14 protein-coding genes are annotated in these 16,289 nt (G+C 66.8%); 10 read left to right on the forward strand and 4 right to left on the reverse strand.

Annotated features, from left to right (window positions below):
- The first annotated feature begins 104 nt into the window (after window positions 1-104).
- Window positions 105-1,010 carry a hypothetical protein gene (locus AB0M48_RS38810; protein ID WP_363852140.1) on the forward strand — a complete coding sequence of 302 codons (906 nt, stop codon included), beginning with the start codon at window positions 105-107 and terminating at the stop codon, window positions 1,008-1,010.
- Window positions 1,011-1,059: 49 nt separating this feature from the next.
- Window positions 1,060-2,619 (forward strand): hypothetical protein, encoded by a 1,560-nt coding sequence (locus AB0M48_RS38815; RefSeq protein WP_363852143.1) that lies wholly within the window; start codon window positions 1,060-1,062, stop codon window positions 2,617-2,619.
- A 145-nt stretch (window positions 2,620-2,764) separates the two neighbouring features.
- Here AB0M48_RS38815 and AB0M48_RS38820 read toward each other — a convergent pair whose 3' ends face one another.
- Window positions 2,765-3,586, reverse strand: a complete 822-nt coding sequence (locus AB0M48_RS38820) for a lytic murein transglycosylase (protein ID WP_363852146.1) — start codon at window positions 3,584-3,586, stop codon at window positions 2,765-2,767.
- 278 nt (window positions 3,587-3,864) lie between these two features.
- On the opposite strand from AB0M48_RS38820, the gene AB0M48_RS38825 reads away from it, so the two are divergent.
- From AB0M48_RS38825 to AB0M48_RS38845, 5 genes are all read left to right on the forward strand, one after another.
- Entirely contained in the window at window positions 3,865-4,491 is a 627-nt protein-coding gene (locus AB0M48_RS38825; RefSeq protein ID WP_363852149.1) for a response regulator transcription factor, read from the forward strand.
- Window positions 4,492-4,783: 292 nt separating this feature from the next.
- On the forward strand, window positions 4,784-5,881 hold the full coding sequence (locus AB0M48_RS38830; protein WP_363852152.1) for a hypothetical protein: 1,098 nt from the start codon (window positions 4,784-4,786) through the stop codon (window positions 5,879-5,881).
- Between the two features lie 90 nt (window positions 5,882-5,971).
- Entirely contained in the window at window positions 5,972-7,321 is a 1,350-nt protein-coding gene (locus AB0M48_RS38835) for a hypothetical protein (protein WP_363852155.1), read from the forward strand.
- Entirely contained in the window at window positions 7,318-7,743 is a 426-nt protein-coding gene (locus AB0M48_RS38840) for a regulator of G-protein signaling domain-containing protein (protein ID WP_363852158.1), read from the forward strand. The genes AB0M48_RS38835 and AB0M48_RS38840 overlap by 4 nt, the downstream gene beginning before the upstream one ends.
- A 180-nt stretch (window positions 7,744-7,923) precedes the next feature.
- Entirely contained in the window at window positions 7,924-9,036 is a 1,113-nt protein-coding gene (locus AB0M48_RS38845) for a C40 family peptidase (RefSeq protein ID WP_363852161.1), read from the forward strand.
- Between the two features lie 174 nt (window positions 9,037-9,210).
- Here the strand turns inward: AB0M48_RS38845 and AB0M48_RS38850 are convergent, their stop codons facing one another.
- Together AB0M48_RS38850 and AB0M48_RS38855 are read right to left on the reverse strand one after the other, a co-directional pair.
- Entirely contained in the window at window positions 9,211-9,879 is a 669-nt protein-coding gene (locus AB0M48_RS38850; RefSeq protein ID WP_363852164.1) for a response regulator transcription factor, read from the reverse strand.
- Between the two features lie 124 nt (window positions 9,880-10,003).
- The gene (locus AB0M48_RS38855; RefSeq protein WP_363852167.1) at window positions 10,004-12,751 is read right to left on the reverse strand and encodes an AAA family ATPase; all 2,748 of its coding nucleotides are present in this window, start codon (window positions 12,749-12,751) and stop codon (window positions 10,004-10,006) included.
- Window positions 12,752-13,125: 374 nt separating this feature from the next.
- Between AB0M48_RS38855 and AB0M48_RS38860 the strand changes: the two genes are divergently transcribed.
- Window positions 13,126-13,305, forward strand: coding sequence for a hypothetical protein (locus tag AB0M48_RS38860; RefSeq protein WP_363852170.1), 180 nt, complete (start codon window positions 13,126-13,128; stop codon window positions 13,303-13,305).
- 18 nt (window positions 13,306-13,323) lie between these two features.
- On the opposite strand, the gene AB0M48_RS38865 is transcribed toward AB0M48_RS38860, so the two are convergent.
- The gene (locus AB0M48_RS38865) at window positions 13,324-13,932 is read right to left on the reverse strand and encodes a Pvc16 family protein (protein ID WP_363852173.1); all 609 of its coding nucleotides are present in this window, start codon (window positions 13,930-13,932) and stop codon (window positions 13,324-13,326) included.
- A 218-nt stretch (window positions 13,933-14,150) separates the two neighbouring features.
- Between AB0M48_RS38865 and AB0M48_RS38870 the strand changes: the two genes are divergently transcribed.
- Both AB0M48_RS38870 and AB0M48_RS38875 read left to right on the forward strand, forming a co-directional pair.
- Complete coding sequence (locus tag AB0M48_RS38870) at window positions 14,151-15,719, forward strand: phage tail sheath subtilisin-like domain-containing protein (protein ID WP_363852176.1); 1,569 nt, start codon at window positions 14,151-14,153, stop codon at window positions 15,717-15,719.
- Between the two features lie 35 nt (window positions 15,720-15,754).
- Entirely contained in the window at window positions 15,755-16,285 is a 531-nt protein-coding gene (locus AB0M48_RS38875) for a phage tail protein (RefSeq protein ID WP_363852179.1), read from the forward strand.
- The last annotated feature ends 4 nt before the right edge of the window (window positions 16,286-16,289 follow it).

The raw sequence follows: 16,289 nt of genomic DNA on the forward strand, positions 1-16,289 counted from the left end.
TACGACCGACCGCTGGTGCGCGCCGCAGGAGACGTCGCAGTCCTACCGTCGATGCATGACGTCGCAACGGCGCGACGCCCGGCAGTGATGACCAAAGGTGGAACATGGACTTCCACGAAGTGAAACAGCGTCTGTTCGTCGACGGTGCACTCGAGGACGTCAAGGCGATCCACGATGAGCTCACCGGCATCCATGCTGACCAGGAACTCTCGGTCAGGTGGGAGACTTTGCGTTCGGCGTTCGAGACCAACCGGTCGGCACATGAGTGGTCGCCGTGGGCGGCACATCTCATTGCCTATCTCGACGTGCTGCCGGTCGACGAGCGGATGCGCGCCGTCGAGCACCAGGAGGCGTTGCTCGACGGGCTCATCATGCAGATCCTTGCCGCTTACCAGGCGGAGGAAGCGCACCATCAGGCCGGCCACACGGCTGAGACGGCCGTTGAACAGGCGGCAGAGCAAGCTGCGTCACCGCGCGCGTTCTCTGCCCAGTCGCTGTGGTCGGCTTTGGTCACCGAGATGGAACGCAAGGCACGAATGGGGGACGTCCCCGAGATTCCTGGTTCCGCGCGTGCCGTGGCCAGGAAACTGGTCGAAGTCGGCTGGTACGCGGCGCTGGGACAGCACACCGCCTCCGATACGTTCGAAACCTGGGTTCACCGCTGTTTGGAGACCGCTCAACGCAACATCGGCGTGGACCTCGGCCGTCCGGAGGTGCTCGAGGTGCTTCGGGCTGACACCGGTGGCGCGTTCGCCGCTTTGCGGCGGGCCTCAGGACCGATTGCCGAGAGGCTCACCGCCGCTGCCGCCGAACAGAAGGATCGCGCCCGCCGTCCCGCATCTCGCAGGACTTCGCCGGAGCCCGACGACGATCCTCTCGACGGCGCGAGTTTGAGAATCCTCTTCGGCGAGGCGGACATCGAGACAATCCTGGAGGACGACGAACTGTCCACGGCGTTTCAAGGCCTTGTTGGGGCAGGGCTCGAACTGACCTTCGAAGAGCTCGACTAGCCCGAATGCAGGTCCGAGACCATCGATTGACAAGCAGACGGAGAAAGAAATGCCGTTCGATCCCGGTACTGCGGCGCAGAGTACCGCCACGGGTGCCTTGGGCAGCATCGCCAACCTCGCCTACACGATCGTCATGAGCTCGAAGACGGACGTCCAGTTCGAAGCGAGCCACGCCGGCGCGTTCAGCACCATCCCCGAAGGGGTGGACGCCACCAAGGTGGAGAGGGTGGAATGGCACGGTCTGTGGTACACCCACACGCGGTGGTTCGGCATGTTCCCGAAGTCCATTCGAAACCGGGTGAATCGGCTGGAGGTGAAGGACAACCTCGATGCTCAGCGAGTCGATGAGTTCGGCAAGACCACCGGCAAGCTCGACCTCGGGACAGCTGGTCTCTTCCTGCCGCTGGTCATCTCCTATGACCTCTACCGCATCGATGTGCAGCCGACGATCGCGACCCTTTCCGCCAGGGAGGCGGAACTGACCAAACAGTTGATCGCGGCGAGGAAGGACCTGGTGGAGGCGCAGGCGCAGGGCGAGGAAGCGCTGCTGTACAACCACCAGCGCGCCGGTGACCGCGACCGCGACCGTCTGCGGCGCACGGTTCGGGCCAACCTGCGCGAGCTGGAGCGACAGGTGAGGCGGTTCGAGGCCGACCTGGAGGGGGTACGGGTCGCCATCCTTGACACCGAGGACGTGCGGCGGGCCCAAACCGAGGCTCTGACGACGTTCATGCACAACTTCAGGATCGCGCCGACGAACGAGTACCTCGGTCAGAGGCTTCACATCCCAGGCGGTGTGGTCGGCAAGGGAAAGTTCGAGATGTCGGCGGTAGCCGACCACTTCAATCCGTCGTTCCAGATCACGTTCAATTGGAGAGAGCAGTTCTGGGGGAGAGACTCCTACCCTCCGTACGCGGAAACGTTCCGTTGGTACGCCGACGCCGGTCCGCAGGGCGGAGGAAAGTTCGTCACGCGCTTCACGACCGGCGCTCGCCGCATGGGCAGCCAGGTCGATGGTCGGAAGTCCGAGAGCAAGCCGATCTACGACGGCACCCGCAGGCCTTCGTCAACGGCGCCGCAGGGCACACGGGCGCCGTATGACCCCACTCCTGAGTTCCAACTGCCTGTTCGGAAGACGCAGGATCAGCTGATCGCGGAGAACAGAGGGCTGCGGTACGAGTACGACGTGGACCTCAACCCGCCGATCCCCGTGACGCACCAGCCTGCGGAGAAGACCAGTTCGGTGCCGGGAGAAAGCGTGTGGGCCAAGCTGCTGGCCGACCATCACGTGGACCTCGACCAGGTCCGCGACAGCTCCTCGTCGCGTCCCAGCCGTCGGCAGCGCTTCTACCAAAGCGCGGTCGCCGTGGATCACGGCGTGAAGGAGTACTGGCAGCGGTACCTCGACCGAGGTCCACGGCGTGCCGGTGACGTGCGTGCACTGCTACCTGCACTCATCGATCACACTGGCCAGCTCGAAGCGAACGCACGCCGCTACGCGGAGTCGTTGCGGTCCGAGCACCGCAGACGGTCTCGGGAAATCGAGAAGTTCGCAGACAAGTGCCGGGACCTGGCGGACGGTATGCGACGGGCACGAGACCGGGCCTGACGTCTCCGAGTCCGGTGTGGTGCGACCACCGCTGCCACACCGGACAGAAGAAGGTGGTCACGGATCGGTCACGCAAGCCATCGCACGGGTCCGAATCGGAGGTCGGCGGTAGCCGCTCCTGTTGCCTCCGCCGATGGCGCCGATCTCAGCTCGTCGGTGTCGTGCGGAGTCGCTCGGCGAGAGTGAGCACGGTGCTGACGTAGCTGTCGGAGTTGTTGTAGCGGTGGACGGCCGCCGCGGCATCAGCGGGCGAGGTGAGGTCTCCGCCACCACAGAGATAACTGGCCGCCGCCAACGCGGCGTCGTAGATGTTGTCCGGTGCGCTGAGGCCGTCGCCGTTGCCGTCCGCACCCACCTCTCGCCACGTGCCGGGCAAGAACTGCATGGGGCCCAGGGCCCGGTCGAACACCACGTCGCCGTCCAGCGCACCCCCGTCCGTGTCGCTGATCAGCGCCACACCCTCGCCGTTCAACGGCACACCGCGTATGGGCAGCGTTGTCGTTCCGTCCTGACGCAGTGACGAGCCGCCGTGCCTGCCGTGATCGCTCTCGACCTGACCGATGGCGGCGAGCAGTGCCCAGTCGACGCCGCAGCCGGGGGACCGCGCCGCGAGTTGTGCGGCCGCGTTGCCGTACGCCGCTCGCGCGATTGCGGGCACCTCTGCGGGGTCCAGCCGCTTCGGCCCGCCGTGACCGGACTCGAGGGCTTCCTGCCACGGGGTTTTCGTGATCACGTGCCGGCTGGCGCTGGTGGCGGCCGGTGAGATCGGCGGTCGGGTTGCGTCCGGCACGAGCGTACGGTCGTGCCGCGCAACGAACGTCGGAGACGGGTCGTCCTGACCGAACACCAGCGATCCCGCCGCCAGAAGGGGCAACACGACGAACGACGCGACCTTCATCGGCGCATTGAGCGCGCCTCGTTGCCCAGGTTCTTCGGTGTTCAGTTCGTCCTCCGCGGTGTCCGCCACGGTCGGCGCCTCCTCCATGCTCGATGGCCGGAGCTACAGCATGAGGGCGTGATGGGGCACTGATACCGGGGATTTACCCCAGTTTCGCATCCTCTCCCGAGGCAACTGACGTGCGTCTTCAGTAGAACTAGGAGAAATCCCCAGGGCATCAGGGGCACCCGTGAGTGCAAAGTCTACGGCGGACAGTTCATGGCATCGCTCACATGTGGCGGACACGGGTGCACGCAACCTTGTCCTCCTGGTCGGGGGAGCGGGCCGCAGAGCACTCGGGAGCGGGGATGTCGGACAGAATCACGGTGATGGTGCAGGCGTTGGATCCGATCTCTGAGGCGGGCGTCAAAGCGGCGCTCCGCTCACGGGCGGAGGTGTGGGTCGTCGACGAGGACGCGATCACACCGCACACGGTGGCGGTGGTGGTCGGCAACGCCGTGGACGAGGCGGTGCAGCGGATGCTGAGAGCGGCTCGGAGCAAGGGCCTGCAGCGGGTCATCGCCGTGGTCGAGACGCTGGACGACGCGGGTCTGCTGACTGCGGCCGAATCGGGTGTGTCGGGCCTGGTTCGCCGTTCCGAGGCGACGCCTGACCGCTTGGTCCAGGTCATCACGTCGGTGCACGAAGGAGCGGGTGTCGTGCCGCCGGACATGCTGGGCAGGCTGCTCAGCCAGGTGTCACGTTTGAAGGACCACGTGCTGACCCCGCGCGGGATGAACTTCACCGGCTTGACCGATCGGGAAGCGGACGTGTTGCGCCTCGTGGCGAAAGGGTTCGACACACAGGAGATCGCGAAGGAACTGTCCTACTCGGAACGTACGGTCAAGAACACCCTGCATGACATCACGAGCAGGTTTCACCTTCGGAACCGCTCCCATGCCGTTGCCTACGCGATGCGCGAGGGGCTCATCTGAAACCGCAGGTGCGCCATGCGCACCGGTCAGACGCACGAAAGTGCAACGGAGGTGCCCCCGCCGCCGCACGTGCGCGCATTCCCGGCCACGCCCCTGACGAGCATCATGGTCAGGTGATCGCGTGGCCGGTGGCGCTGCGTGCGGCGGTGGTCCGGTCGCAACAAGGATGTACCTGCGGCTTCGCACAGGCTCGATCGGTGCCGTTGGCGCCCGCCGTGCCAGCGGCGCGGCCCGCCACGGCCGCGTGCCACAGGTCTTGCCGGCAACACTTCATCGCCGAGGAGCCGACCAGATGGGGCCGTTGGAGTACTGCGCCATGTTGTGCGACAACACAGAACGTGCGCTTCGCGCGATGCGTCATGACGTCTGCACGGCGGTCCGCGAGGTCGAGGAGGCGAGCAGGTCCTCGGCGTGGACGCGGAACCTCGGGGTTGTGGTGAAGCTCGGCAGCGTGTTGTCGGAGATCGACCAGCTGATCATCGACCTCGACGGTGACACGGCCTGCCTGGCCAGCGCTTGCCTCGACCTCCCGCACGACGCGAGCCCGGTCGAGGTGGAGCTGCTCCGGATCGAGATGGAAGCGTTGCGGCACAACGCGATGGCCAGCCTCAAACTGCTCACGGAGACGCTGCCTCGTGCAGTGGATGCCCTCGAGTTGCCGGCGGTGCTCGCGGATACCGCTTTGAAGACCTCTGACATCGTTGTCCGGCGCGACATCGTGCTCAGTGGCAGCGCATTGCTTCATGCGCTGCGCGAGCTCGTGGCCGCGTGCGGCAGTGTCGGAGTTCCCTTGCGTGAGATCGTCCGACGTTCTACCAGTGACACCTGGAACGATCTCCAGGTCGTCGAGTGCCTCAACGAGGCGGTGCTGCTGGGGCTCGATCGAGGACTGCAGTTCGTGCTCGGCACCGTTGACACCCGCCCGCTGGCACTTCCGCCAGTGGACGTCGAGCCTTCTCCGCCCCGTCGACCCAAGCGCTCGAGGCTGATCCCCGACCGAGCGGTCAGATGCGTGTTGCCCTGGTGGGGACTGTCCTATCACGACTGGCTCGCGGCAGAACGCCCGCGTGTGCGAAACGTCAACAGGTTCGCACTGTGGAGCGGGCGTAGCAGGCCGACCCGGCTCTTCCTGTTTCCCGCGGAGACCGAGTCCGACGAACCCGTGCTGCTGCTCGGAGACTCGGGGCACCACCCGGTGTTGTCCCGGTTCGCGCAGTACGCCGGCACGTTGAGCACCGAGTCGCAGGCATTCCCAGACCGGCGGCAGGCCGACTGCGCGGATCGTTCGAGTGCGGGCGTGCTGGTGGTCGGCGGTTGCCCGCCCGCGATGCGTGACGGTGTGCGCCATCAGCTCCGGCAGGTGTCCCGCAAGCCGGTGGTCTTCCGCTGATCGGGCTGTCCGTCCGGGCAGATCTGCGCACCCGCGGTGCCGCCCGCCGAGGCGTGTGCAAGCTCACCCTCGGAGAGAGACCGTATCACCGTGGGAGTTACAGCAACCTTTGTCGACCAAGACCTGTACGTCGTACCCGGTGAGGAGACGACGTGCACGGTCCGCCTGTTCAACGACGGCACGGTCGTGGACCAGTTCACCCTCGACGTCCTAGGTGACGCGAAGGACTGGACGACACTGTCCACGTCGACCGTCAACGTCTTCCCGCAACAGGAAGCGACGGTGGAGCTGATCTTCGCTCCACCCCGTTCCGCGGACATCCCGGCAGGCGAAGTGTCATTCGCGGTGCGGGTGCTGTCACGGGAGGACACCGAGGGATCCACAGTCCACGAGGGAACGATCGAGATCGGTGGCTTCACCGATCCCGCGCTCGAGCTGATGCCCCGGACCGCCGGCGGGAAGCTCACAGCGTCCTTCCGCGTCGTCGTGACCAACACCGGCAACGCGCCGTTCGAAGCCGATTTGTTCGCCGCCGATCCCGACGACAAGCTGGGACTGCGGTTGCGCGAACGGCGAGTGCGGGTCGACGGCGGGACCAGCGTCATCGTCAAACTGCGCGCGCGGCCGCACAAGATGATCGTCAAGGGCGAGAGTCAGACGCTGCCGTTCCAAGTGATCGCCGAGGACGAGGACGGCGAGACGCTCACCGCTGATGGCGCCATGACCCAGCGGGCGTTGCTGCCCAGATCGCTGCCGAAGATCTTGGCGATCACCGTGGCGGCGGCCGCGGCACTGGTTCTGCTGTACCAGATGGTGCTCAAGCCCGTCGTGAAGTCCGAAGCCGGCCAAGCGGCCGTTGAGAAGGCGCACGACCTCGCGTCGAGCGCACAACAGGCGGAGGACAACGCCAAGCAGGCGCAGGAGGTCGCGAAGCAAGCGGAGGAGAAGGCGGCCCAAGCGGCGGATCAGGCATCGGACGCCGCGGGCAACGCCACCGGCGCGGGCAAGCAACAGGGCGGTCAGTTCCCCGCGCTCGCCGGCACCGGAGGCGGTGACGGCGAAGCGCCCGGCGGACCGTTGCAGGCAATCGATTTCCGCATCCAGGCCAAGGCCAAGGCACCGGATCGCTTCGAGACGTTCGCCTACAATACTCCGGCCAACCAGACGATCTACATCAGCGACATCTACCTGGGCAACCCCTTCGGCGACTCCGGCGTCGTGCAGTTGCGACGCAACGACTCCGTGCTCATGGAATTCGACATGAGGAACTTCCGCGACGACGACTACCACTTCGTCCAGCCGATCGAGTTCAAGCCTGGCGACCGGGTCGTGCTCGCGGTGCAGTGCGCCCAGTCCGGCACCACGCCGGCCGGTGCACCTGCCGCCGAGTGCACTCCTGCCGGATACTTCTCCGGCAGGGCGGTGGTGAGCAAACCATGATCACGGCGTCGGGAGTCCGTCCGCGGCAGCAGCCGCTGCCCGAGAGCTTCCTCGACTTCTGGTCCTTTGCGGACAAGGAAGTGCTGTGGGCCTTCATCGTCTTCGTCGGCAATCGCCGCGGTGACGACCGCCTGGACTTCCTACTCACGCTGGAGGAGTACCGCGGCACAGGATCGGCGGCGGTGCGCAGTGCGCTCGCGCGTGCCATCTTCCACGAGTTCGTGGCACTACGCGCCCGCCGGCCGGTAGGAGTCACCGACTCACATGCTCGGGACATAGCGGACGCGCTCAAGAAGGAGCTCGATGTCTCACCTGACGTGTTCACGCACGCTCGCAGACACGTGATCGCGCTCCTGCAGACCGACTACGAAGCGTTTCGCACCAGAGCATGCCGCAGCCAGGGTACGAAGTCCGAACGGTAGAACGAAAAGCTGCCCGGACGTCACTTCGAGTCGCCCGCCTGCTTCGGCACAGTTGATCCCGGGCTCGACGCGCGCAGCGACGCTCCGCGCCCGAGCCCTCCCCGCCGTGGGCGGTTGTGTTGTCCCCGAGCGCAACCGCCCACGCCTTTCCACCGGTTTCCCTTGGATGATGAGTCGATCATGGTGCGCATTCTCGCTGTCCTGTTCGTGATGTGGACGCTGTTCCTCGCCGCAGCGCCGTCCAGCGGCGGATCGCCACTGCGGCAACAGCCATCCGACACCGGAACCTCGCCCGCTCTGCTGCGTTACCGGGAGCTGAGCAGAGCGGCAGAGCGAGCGAACCAGGACGTGCTCGCCGCTCAGCAGCGGCTCACCGACAGCCAGGCCGCACGGGACCGGGCTTCCGGTGCAGCGGATCTGGCCGCTGCCAGGGCGGCACAGGCGGCCGAGGCCGAAACATCCGCGCGCACAACGCTCATCGACGCCCGCGCCGAAGAGGACGTGCAGCGGCTTCTCGCTGACGAGGTGGTGGCGGCGTCGCTCGGCGGACTACGGCTCGACGGTTGGGCGGCGCTGCTCAGCAGTGAGTCCCAGGAGGAGTTCCTGGCGGCGGGCATGCTGATGGACCTTCTCGCTGCGGAGCAGGACAAGATGCTCGACAAGGTCTCCGCAGCGGTGGCCCAGGCGGAGAAGGCACTGCGAGACGCCGAAAGCGCTCGCCGGGCTGCCGACGAAGCGAGCGTCGCGGCGATCGAGCGGCGAGCTGCGACGGTCGAGTTCGCGACGGCGGCGCAACAGGCGATGGACGAAACCTATCGCCGCAAGCAGACCCTGGACGCGGTCGCCATGGTAGTGGCCAGATCGCTCGCCGCACTGTCCGAAGGAGAGCGACGAGTCCTCGGACAGACCGGACCGGTGATGTCGGCCGACGGTCTGACCGGAAGCGCGGGCGGCGCTGTGCGTTATGCGTTGGCACAGGTCGGAAAACCGTACGTGTGGGGTGCGGTCGGGCCGCATTCGTTCGACTGCTCAGGCCTGGTGCAGAGCGCGTATCGATCCGTCGGCGTCGCAGTACCACGCGTCACCTACGACCAGGTCCACGTCGGTGTCCCAGTGGCGCGTGACCAGGTCCGCCCCGGAGACCTCGTCTTCTACTACTCGGGACCCAGTCACGTCGCCGTGGTGGTGGACAGCACCTGGTCCGTCCACGCCGCCACCAGTGGGGAGCCGATCAAGGTCAGTCGCACGGACCACATCGGCCCGATCACCGCCATCCGCCGCGTCGCCGGCTGATCTGGCGGAGTCTTCCGCAGCCAGCCGCGCGCGCAACTCGGCGACGGTCATTCCCCACTGGTTGCCGGCACGGAGGCGGTGCTGTGCGGTCATCTGCCTGTGATTTCTCGTTGGATGCGGAGGTCCCGCAAGTGTCGGTCCTGACCGGCATGTCCGACGCCGGAAACGTTCCAGCTACGAGGCCGCGTGCGAGTCCACAGCACGCCGGAGCCGGTAGCCGATGCCTGCGACGGTGTTGATGAGCTGAGGTTCACCGAGCTTGCGCCGCAGCTTCATGATTGTGTTGCGGACCACACCTGTGGTCGCATTCTGGGTGAGGCCCCAGCAGCGGGCGCGCAGCTCGTCCGCGGTCACGACGGTGCCGTTCGCCCGGACCAGCACCTCGAGCAACGCGTATTCCTTGTCGTTCAACGAAACAGTGCGACCGGCGCGGCTGGCCTCCCTGCGTGCACGGTGCAGCACCAGCTCGTCGTGGTGGAGCAGATGACCGGTCGTCCTGCGCGCGGCCGCTCGGATCCGTGCTCGGAGTTCCCTGCTGTCGCAAGGCATGGAGAGATAGCCATCGACGCCGAGACCGGTCCATCGCTCGGCGTGAAGGGTGAAGTCGTCCCCGCGAACAGCCGCCAGCAGTTGTGCTTGAGGATCGGCGGCGCGGAGTGCGCCCCACATACCCGTGGTCAGTCGATCGGGCTGTGCCACGACCACGACGTCGTACGGCGCGGCGGCGAGGCTTTCGGCGGCAGCATTGTGTCCGACCACGGTCGGCGCCGGTTGTTCCCCTGGGAAAGCCGAGGCCACGAGGCTTCCAGCCTCGTCGTCCTCGTCCACCACCAAGATCCGCATCTGCGCGTCCGTTCTCCACCGCATCGCACAACAGGTCTGTTCCACAATCACGGCGGGACCCATCGGCCACCAGAAGCGTCCACGACATCGGATCGGGCAGTGGTCGACGCCCGATCGGGCGACGTCAGGCGTGGCCGATCCGCTGCCGGAGCTCTCTGCGGTTGACGACGCCGCACTTGGCGTAGATGTTCGAAAGGTGGAACTCGACCGTCTTCGACGTGACGCAAAGCCGTTGCGCGATCTCCCTGTTGGTGAGACCGCGGGCGACCAGTAGCGCGATGTCACGTTCGCGTTCGGTGAGGGCCTGCAGAAGCGCAGCTGCTCGTTGACCGCCGTCGTCGGTGTCGGTGCCCGCCGCGGCGAGTTCCTGGTCGGTCCGGTGCAGGTAGGGCGCTGCACCGAGCTGGTGGTAGATCCGGCGGGCAGCCCGCAGTTGCTCGATCCCGGTGCGGCGGTCGCCGAGCGCGACGAGCAGTCGGCCGTAGTCCAGGCGCAGATGCGCTTCGAACAGTGGCATGGTCTCGCCGGAGCCGCTGGGCTCCACTGCCGTGTCGTAGATTTCCAGCGCGCGTTGATGATCACGTTGCTGTCGCGCCAGTCCGCCACGCAACCGCGCGAGCAGCATGCGTACGCCGGTGGTCAGGTCGGCCGCAGACGGAACGTGGTCGGCGACCTGCGCGGCCTGCTCGGTCCGGCCGGCGTCGAGCAGAGCCAACCCGTGGCTGATCAGCCACCAGTCGACTTGCCACGCCCGCATGCGTTCGAGTGCGATCGCGATGACGGCGTGGTCCAGATGGGCCCGCAGAAGCGACTGGTCGCCGGTCGCATGGGCGAGGATGAACCCTGCCGAGTTCCACACGGCGGCCCAGTCGGGGTGCTGCACGATGTCGAGGCTCTCGGCGGCCCGTGCGAGCCAACGTTTCGCCGCGGCGAAATCGCCCCTGGTGGCCGCGGGTATCGCCGAGTACGCAAACGCCGCCGCCACGTCGACGCCGGTGGCCGTCTCACGGGCCATCGCGGCGGCCTCTTGTGAGCGACCCCATTCGCCGAGGAGCCAGTGGGCGAACGACAGGTGGCTGAACCCCACCGTGATCAGGCGCGAGGGCAGGCCCGTGCGGTAATGCATCACCGCGCGGCTCAGGTCGACTACGGTCTGGGATGGCGCGCCGCGTGCGAGGTACAGGGAGCCGCGGACCACCAGCAGGTCTGCGAGCCGAGAAGTGTCGGCACTTGCGTCGCGTGGTGAGGCGGTCGTCGTGAGCTGGTCGATTGCCGCCGAAGCCCCCTTGAGCAGGCCGCCACAGAGGGCGGTGAGCACTGCGGCGCTGTCCTGGACGTCCACCTCGGGTGGCGCTGTGCCGGCAATCGGCTTCACGACGTCCAGGATGTCCTCGGCCGGCCGCCCCGAGTAGTAGTGCGCCCAGCCGAGCTCACAGCACAGGCGGGCGGTGAGGGTGGCGTCGCGCTGGGCCGTCTCGTGGCCGAGTGCGGCGCGCAGGTGGCGCAGTGCTTCGTGTGGTTTGCCGACCTGGATCGCGAATGCGCCCAACACCAGGTTGATCTTCGGGTGCGGCTGCATGGTGCGGATGAGGTCGAGCTCGGATGCGACCGCTTCCACCTCACCGTCGAGCAACAGCTCGTACCACATGTCGAGCAACAGCTGCTCCCGCACGCCGGTGTCGTCGCACAGGTCTGCCGCCCACCGTCGGTACTGTGCGGCGAGATTGAGATCGCGACGTCGGTGGGCGTTGTCGGCCATGTCCTTCAGCTCGGAGGCGAGTCGGGGGTCGAAGCGCTCGGCGGCGGCGACGCGGTGCTCCACGCCTGCCGGACCGGCGACCACCTCGCCCGCGCGGTAGTGCAGCACGCGACGTTCACCTGGTGGCAGCACCTGCCGGATCGCCGCCCCGACCAGCGGGTGTGTCAGGCGCAACGGAGCTGCGGTGTCGTGTTCCGTCAGCTTCACCAGACCTGCGTCCACCGCGAGATCGGCGCTGGCCAGCGGATCGGACACACCCGCCACGTACGCCACAGTGGAGAGCGACGAACGTTGCTGCAACACTGCCAGCGCACTCACCACGGCCCGGACTGACGGCGGCAAGGCCGCCAGCTGTTCTCTCACGGCGTCGGCGTAGACCCGCGGCGCGGGCAGGTCGGAACGCGATCTCCACGTCTGCGCCGAGTATTCACGCAACAGCGCGCGTACGAGCAAAGGGTTCCCGTCCGTGTGGTCGCGCAGACGCTGGTCACCCCGCCTCGGTAGCCTCACCTGGTCCCGCCGGGCGAGTTCGGCCACCTCTCCGGTGCTGAGCCCGGCTAGATCGAGGCGCACGGCGATCTCCGGCTCGTCCACGACCAGCTGACGCCACGCCGCCGGAGCCAATGGCGGCCTCGTCGTGACGACGATGAGGACGCTGTCGCCTGCTGAGAGGTGGCCGGCACCCAGAGCGAACGCGGCCGCCGACTCCTGGTCGAGCCAGTGCAGGTCGTCCAGCAGCAGGGCGACAGGGCGACTCTTCTGCAGACCCTTCAGCAGTTCGGCCATCCACCGTGACGCGCTCAGCGTGGAGGGCGGACTCTCCGCCGAGGGGTCCGGCACGCCTACCTGCGTTGCGAGCCGGCTGATCGCAGTCCAGGGCCGGTGCATGGCCCCTTCATCGCCCTCTCCGTCGAGGACCGTGAACCCGCTCAGGTCGGATTGGATGACGTCGACCAACGCCGACTTGCCCATTCCCGCCTCGCCGACCAGGACGATGATCTGGGGGTGGCCCTGGGCCGCCCGTGCCGCTGCTGCGGCCACCTGGCGCCGCTCCCGCGTTCGACCGACGAACGACTCGCCGAACGACTCCGCCGTCAGTGCGAGATCGAACACGGAATCCTCCGTCTCCATTCGCAGGCGTCTCGGCATTACCGCCTGCCACCAGGCAGGTCAGCAGATGTTCCGCCTCCTCCGTCACCCTCCATTGTCGCCGTTGCCACGGCCATCGCCTGATCCTCGCAGGAGAATGCTCTGACATCGACCACTCGAGCTAGTCCAGTCGGGTGAGAATCACGCCGAAGGGATTGTCGCGGTCGCGGTGGCCTCGGGTGCGGCGTAGACCTGCAGCTGTTCCTGCCTGAACAGGCACGGACTTCGGCCCTTGAGTCCCGGAGGCGGAGCGGCGACGCCAACCGTGTCGTGTGGTCTCATGGTCATGAGCCGGCTTCGGCGCCCGCATCCACTCGCTGAACTGAGGACGCATCGGCATGAACGGGGTAGAGCATTACGTCGCCGCGGAGTCGTTTCTGCGGATGGCCCATTTCGAGCAGGTCGAGAGTCCCGGCCAGCGTTACTACCTCGAGCGGGCCCAGCTGCACGCGACACTCGCGATCGCCGCGTCGATGCTGTTCCGCGGCGCGTTGGAAGAGCCACCGCAGGCAGAGTGACACGAGCGGTCACGACGGTCAGTCCTCACTGAGCAGGCGCCGCGTCCGGCGTGGCACCTCGGTGTCCTCCCTCCTGCCCACACCAACGGCAACTCGGCTGGCGGCGGGTGGCACGCTGACCAGCGCGTCCGTCGGGCTGTTCACCACGACGTTCAGTGCGAGCTCGAAGAACGGCCGGGGACGTGTGCCGAACGCGGTCCACAGCTCGGTGGCGTGCCGAGTGGACTGCTCGTCGACCACGTGGACGGTCACCGGCGAACCGGCCTCGGTGAGCGACGCGAGCACATGGTCGGGCGGGATGACGTCCATGCCGCCCAACACGGTCAGCGCGCGGCCGAGCAGCGCGTGCTCCTCGGTCGCGGTGTCCCCGGATGCTGACACCAGGTAGTGCAGTGCGTAACGGCGCGGTGCCCTCCGCCTCGCGACCACACGTCCGCGATCGTCCCGGACGTCGAGGTAACCGTTGACCATGTTCGCCGTGACCGCGTTGACGCGGAGCAGGAACATGGTGAGCCGCGGGGTCTTCTTCGCATGGCTCGAACCCGGTGGCTCGAAGTCCACTTCGACGCCACTCGGCAGGTGCGGGCTCAATGCCGCTCTCAGCGACGCGTCCACGTCCTCGATCATCGCTCCATTCTGCGGCCGGTGACGTGTCTCACCAGCCGCGTCCGGTAAGACTGTCGACCGGGATCACCAGTCCGATCGGGCACTGACGGCGGGCCGATCAGGAAGGTGGATGGACTGCGACCGTGGTCCAGTTGACCACCCGAAGACTCGTTATCCACACCACGTGGGTTCTGTGAGTCTCCTCTGGACAGATACGCGTCACTGGACGAGGAGGCCCCATGCCCAGCTATTTGTCGCCGGGTGTGTACGTGGAGGAGGTTTCCTCCGGGAACAAACCCATCGAAGGAGTCAGCACGGCGGTCTGCGCATTCGTGGGCCTTGCGGCGAAAGGCCCGTTCCACGAGCCCGTGCTGGTCACCAACTGGACGCAGTTCACGCAGACTTTCGGTGACTTCATCGAGGGGTCCTACCTCGCGCACTCGGTGTACGGGTACTTCCTCAACGGTGGCGGCTCCGCCTACGTCGTGCGGATCGGCGGTGACAGTGCGAGTGCGAACGGTAGCGGTGACGGCAAGGTGAAGGCGTTGCCTGCGGCACGCGCGGCACTGCCGTCCGGTGCGGACGGCGGCCGGCCTGCGTTCGAGATCGAGGCGGCTGAGCCCGGTGAGTCGGGCGACAGCATCGCGGTCGAGGTGCAGGACGCGTCGGAACCGGGTGAGGACAACTTCAAGCTGTTGGTGAAGAAGGACGGCAAGGTCGTCGAGACCTTCGACAACGTGACAGTCCGAAAAGGACAGTCAAACGTGTACACCGCGGTGAAGCAGCGCTCCAAACTGATCAGGCTGGTGGATCCGAAGGGCGCCCAGCTCGCCGTTCCCGCGAAGGGCAGGGAGATCAGCCTCGCGGGAGGATCGGCGCCCGTCGCCGACCAGATCGACGAGATCACGGCGGACGAGTACGTGGGATCGGCTGCCGACCGGACCGGTTTCGCGGGTCTGGAGGCGGTCGAGGACGTCACCATGCTGGTGGTACCCGACCTCATGGCCGCGTACCAGCAAGGTGCCATCGACGACGAGGGTCTTCGAGCGGTCCAGCTCGCGATGATCGCACACTGTGAGTTGATGGGGGACCGTGTCGCGATCCTCGACGCACCGCCGGGACTGAAGGCGCAGCAGCTCAAGGACTGGCGAATGAACACCGCCGGCTACGACTCGAAGTACGCGGCGCTGTACTGGCCGTGGATCAAGGTCATGGACCCGCAGGCCGGTCGAGCCGTGCACATGCCGCCGAGCGGGCACATGGCGGGTATCTGGGCCCGTAACGACGACACCCGCGGTGTTCACAAGGCACCTGCCAACGAGGTGATCCGCGGCGCGCTCGCGGTGGAGTTCAACATCACCCGCGGCGAGCAGGACCAGCTCAACCCGGTCGGTGTCAACTGCATCAGGCCCTTCCCCGGTCAGGGCATCCGCGTCTGGGGCGCCCGGACGTTGAGCAGCGACGCCGAGTGGCGCTACCTCAACGTGCGCAGGCTGTTCAACTTCGTGGAGAAGTCCGTGCTCGCCAGTACCAACTGGGCGGTGTTCGAGCCGAACGAGCCGACGTTGTGGAACGCCGTCAGGCGCAACCTCAGCGCCTTCCTCACGAGGGTGTGGCGCAGTGGCGCGCTGTTCGGCGGCAGCCCCAACGAGGCGTTCTTCGTCAAGTGCGACGCCGAGAACAACCCGCCGGAGAACCGTGACGCGGGAATCCTGACGATCGATATCGGACTCGCTCCGGTCAAACCCGCCGAGTTCGTCGTCTTCCGGCTGTCGCAGCTGGCCGACGGCGCTTCCCTGTCCGAGTGATCACCTGAGCTGGCCCGGCTCGGAGGAGGTTTCGCATGGCAAACGAAGGCAAGTCGATGACCGTGCTCACGGCGTCGTCGTTCCAGCTGACGGTCAACACGGCCGAAGTGATCGCCGAGTTCTCCAAGCTCGGTGGCATCAAGTCCACGATGGGTGAAGTCCCGTACACCTTCAGTGCGGGCAAGGGCGGGTACGTCCGCACCCAGCAGTTCGGATCACCCAACCCGCCGGAGGTGATTCTCGAGAAGGGCTTCGAGCACAAGGGCAAGGAGGGCATGCTCTGGGCTTGGCACCTCGCGGCGCGGCGCGGCATCGTCGCGGCGAGGGCGCAGGTGACCCTGAACCTGAGAGGTCCGGTCGAAGGTACACAGGATCACGAGGTCGTCGCCGCCTTCACCCTGACCAACGCGTGGCCGAAGGCCGTGAACGTGAGCGATGCCCAGGCCGGCGCGAACGAGATGGTGAAGTTCTCGGTCACCCTGGTCTGCGACGAGATCGTCTTCGGCCCGGCTCCCGTTCTGCCCAACCTGCTCGACTGGCAGAACATCAAGGAGCTTCCGCTGTGATCAG

Source organism: Lentzea sp. NPDC051208, assembly GCF_040682435.1.
Lineage (GTDB): Bacteria > Actinomycetota > Actinomycetes > Mycobacteriales > Pseudonocardiaceae > Lentzea > Lentzea kristufekii.

What these genes read in the sequence shown, in the direction of transcription:
- AB0M48_RS38830 (WP_363852152.1), top strand. Translation starts at nt 4,784, where the DNA reads ATGGGGCCGTTGGAGTACTGCGCCATGTTGTGCGACAACACAGAACGT.
- AB0M48_RS38845 (WP_363852161.1), top strand. Translation starts at nt 7,924, where the DNA reads ATGGTGCGCATTCTCGCTGTCCTGTTCGTGATGTGGACGCTGTTCCTC.
- AB0M48_RS38870 (WP_363852176.1), top strand. Translation starts at nt 14,151, where the DNA reads ATGCCCAGCTATTTGTCGCCGGGTGTGTACGTGGAGGAGGTTTCCTCC.
- AB0M48_RS38875 (WP_363852179.1), top strand. Translation starts at nt 15,755, where the DNA reads ATGGCAAACGAAGGCAAGTCGATGACCGTGCTCACGGCGTCGTCGTTC.
- AB0M48_RS38825 (WP_363852149.1), top strand. Translation starts at nt 3,865, where the DNA reads ATGTCGGACAGAATCACGGTGATGGTGCAGGCGTTGGATCCGATCTCT.
- AB0M48_RS38865 (WP_363852173.1), bottom strand. Translation starts at nt 13,932, where the DNA reads ATGATCGAGGACGTGGACGCGTCGCTGAGAGCGGCATTGAGCCCGCAC.
- AB0M48_RS38860 (WP_363852170.1), top strand. Translation starts at nt 13,126, where the DNA reads ATGAACGGGGTAGAGCATTACGTCGCCGCGGAGTCGTTTCTGCGGATG.
- AB0M48_RS38815 (WP_363852143.1), top strand. Translation starts at nt 1,060, where the DNA reads ATGCCGTTCGATCCCGGTACTGCGGCGCAGAGTACCGCCACGGGTGCC.
- AB0M48_RS38850 (WP_363852164.1), bottom strand. Translation starts at nt 9,879, where the DNA reads ATGCGGATCTTGGTGGTGGACGAGGACGACGAGGCTGGAAGCCTCGTG.
- AB0M48_RS38810 (WP_363852140.1), top strand. Translation starts at nt 105, where the DNA reads ATGGACTTCCACGAAGTGAAACAGCGTCTGTTCGTCGACGGTGCACTC.
- AB0M48_RS38840 (WP_363852158.1), top strand. Translation starts at nt 7,318, where the DNA reads ATGATCACGGCGTCGGGAGTCCGTCCGCGGCAGCAGCCGCTGCCCGAG.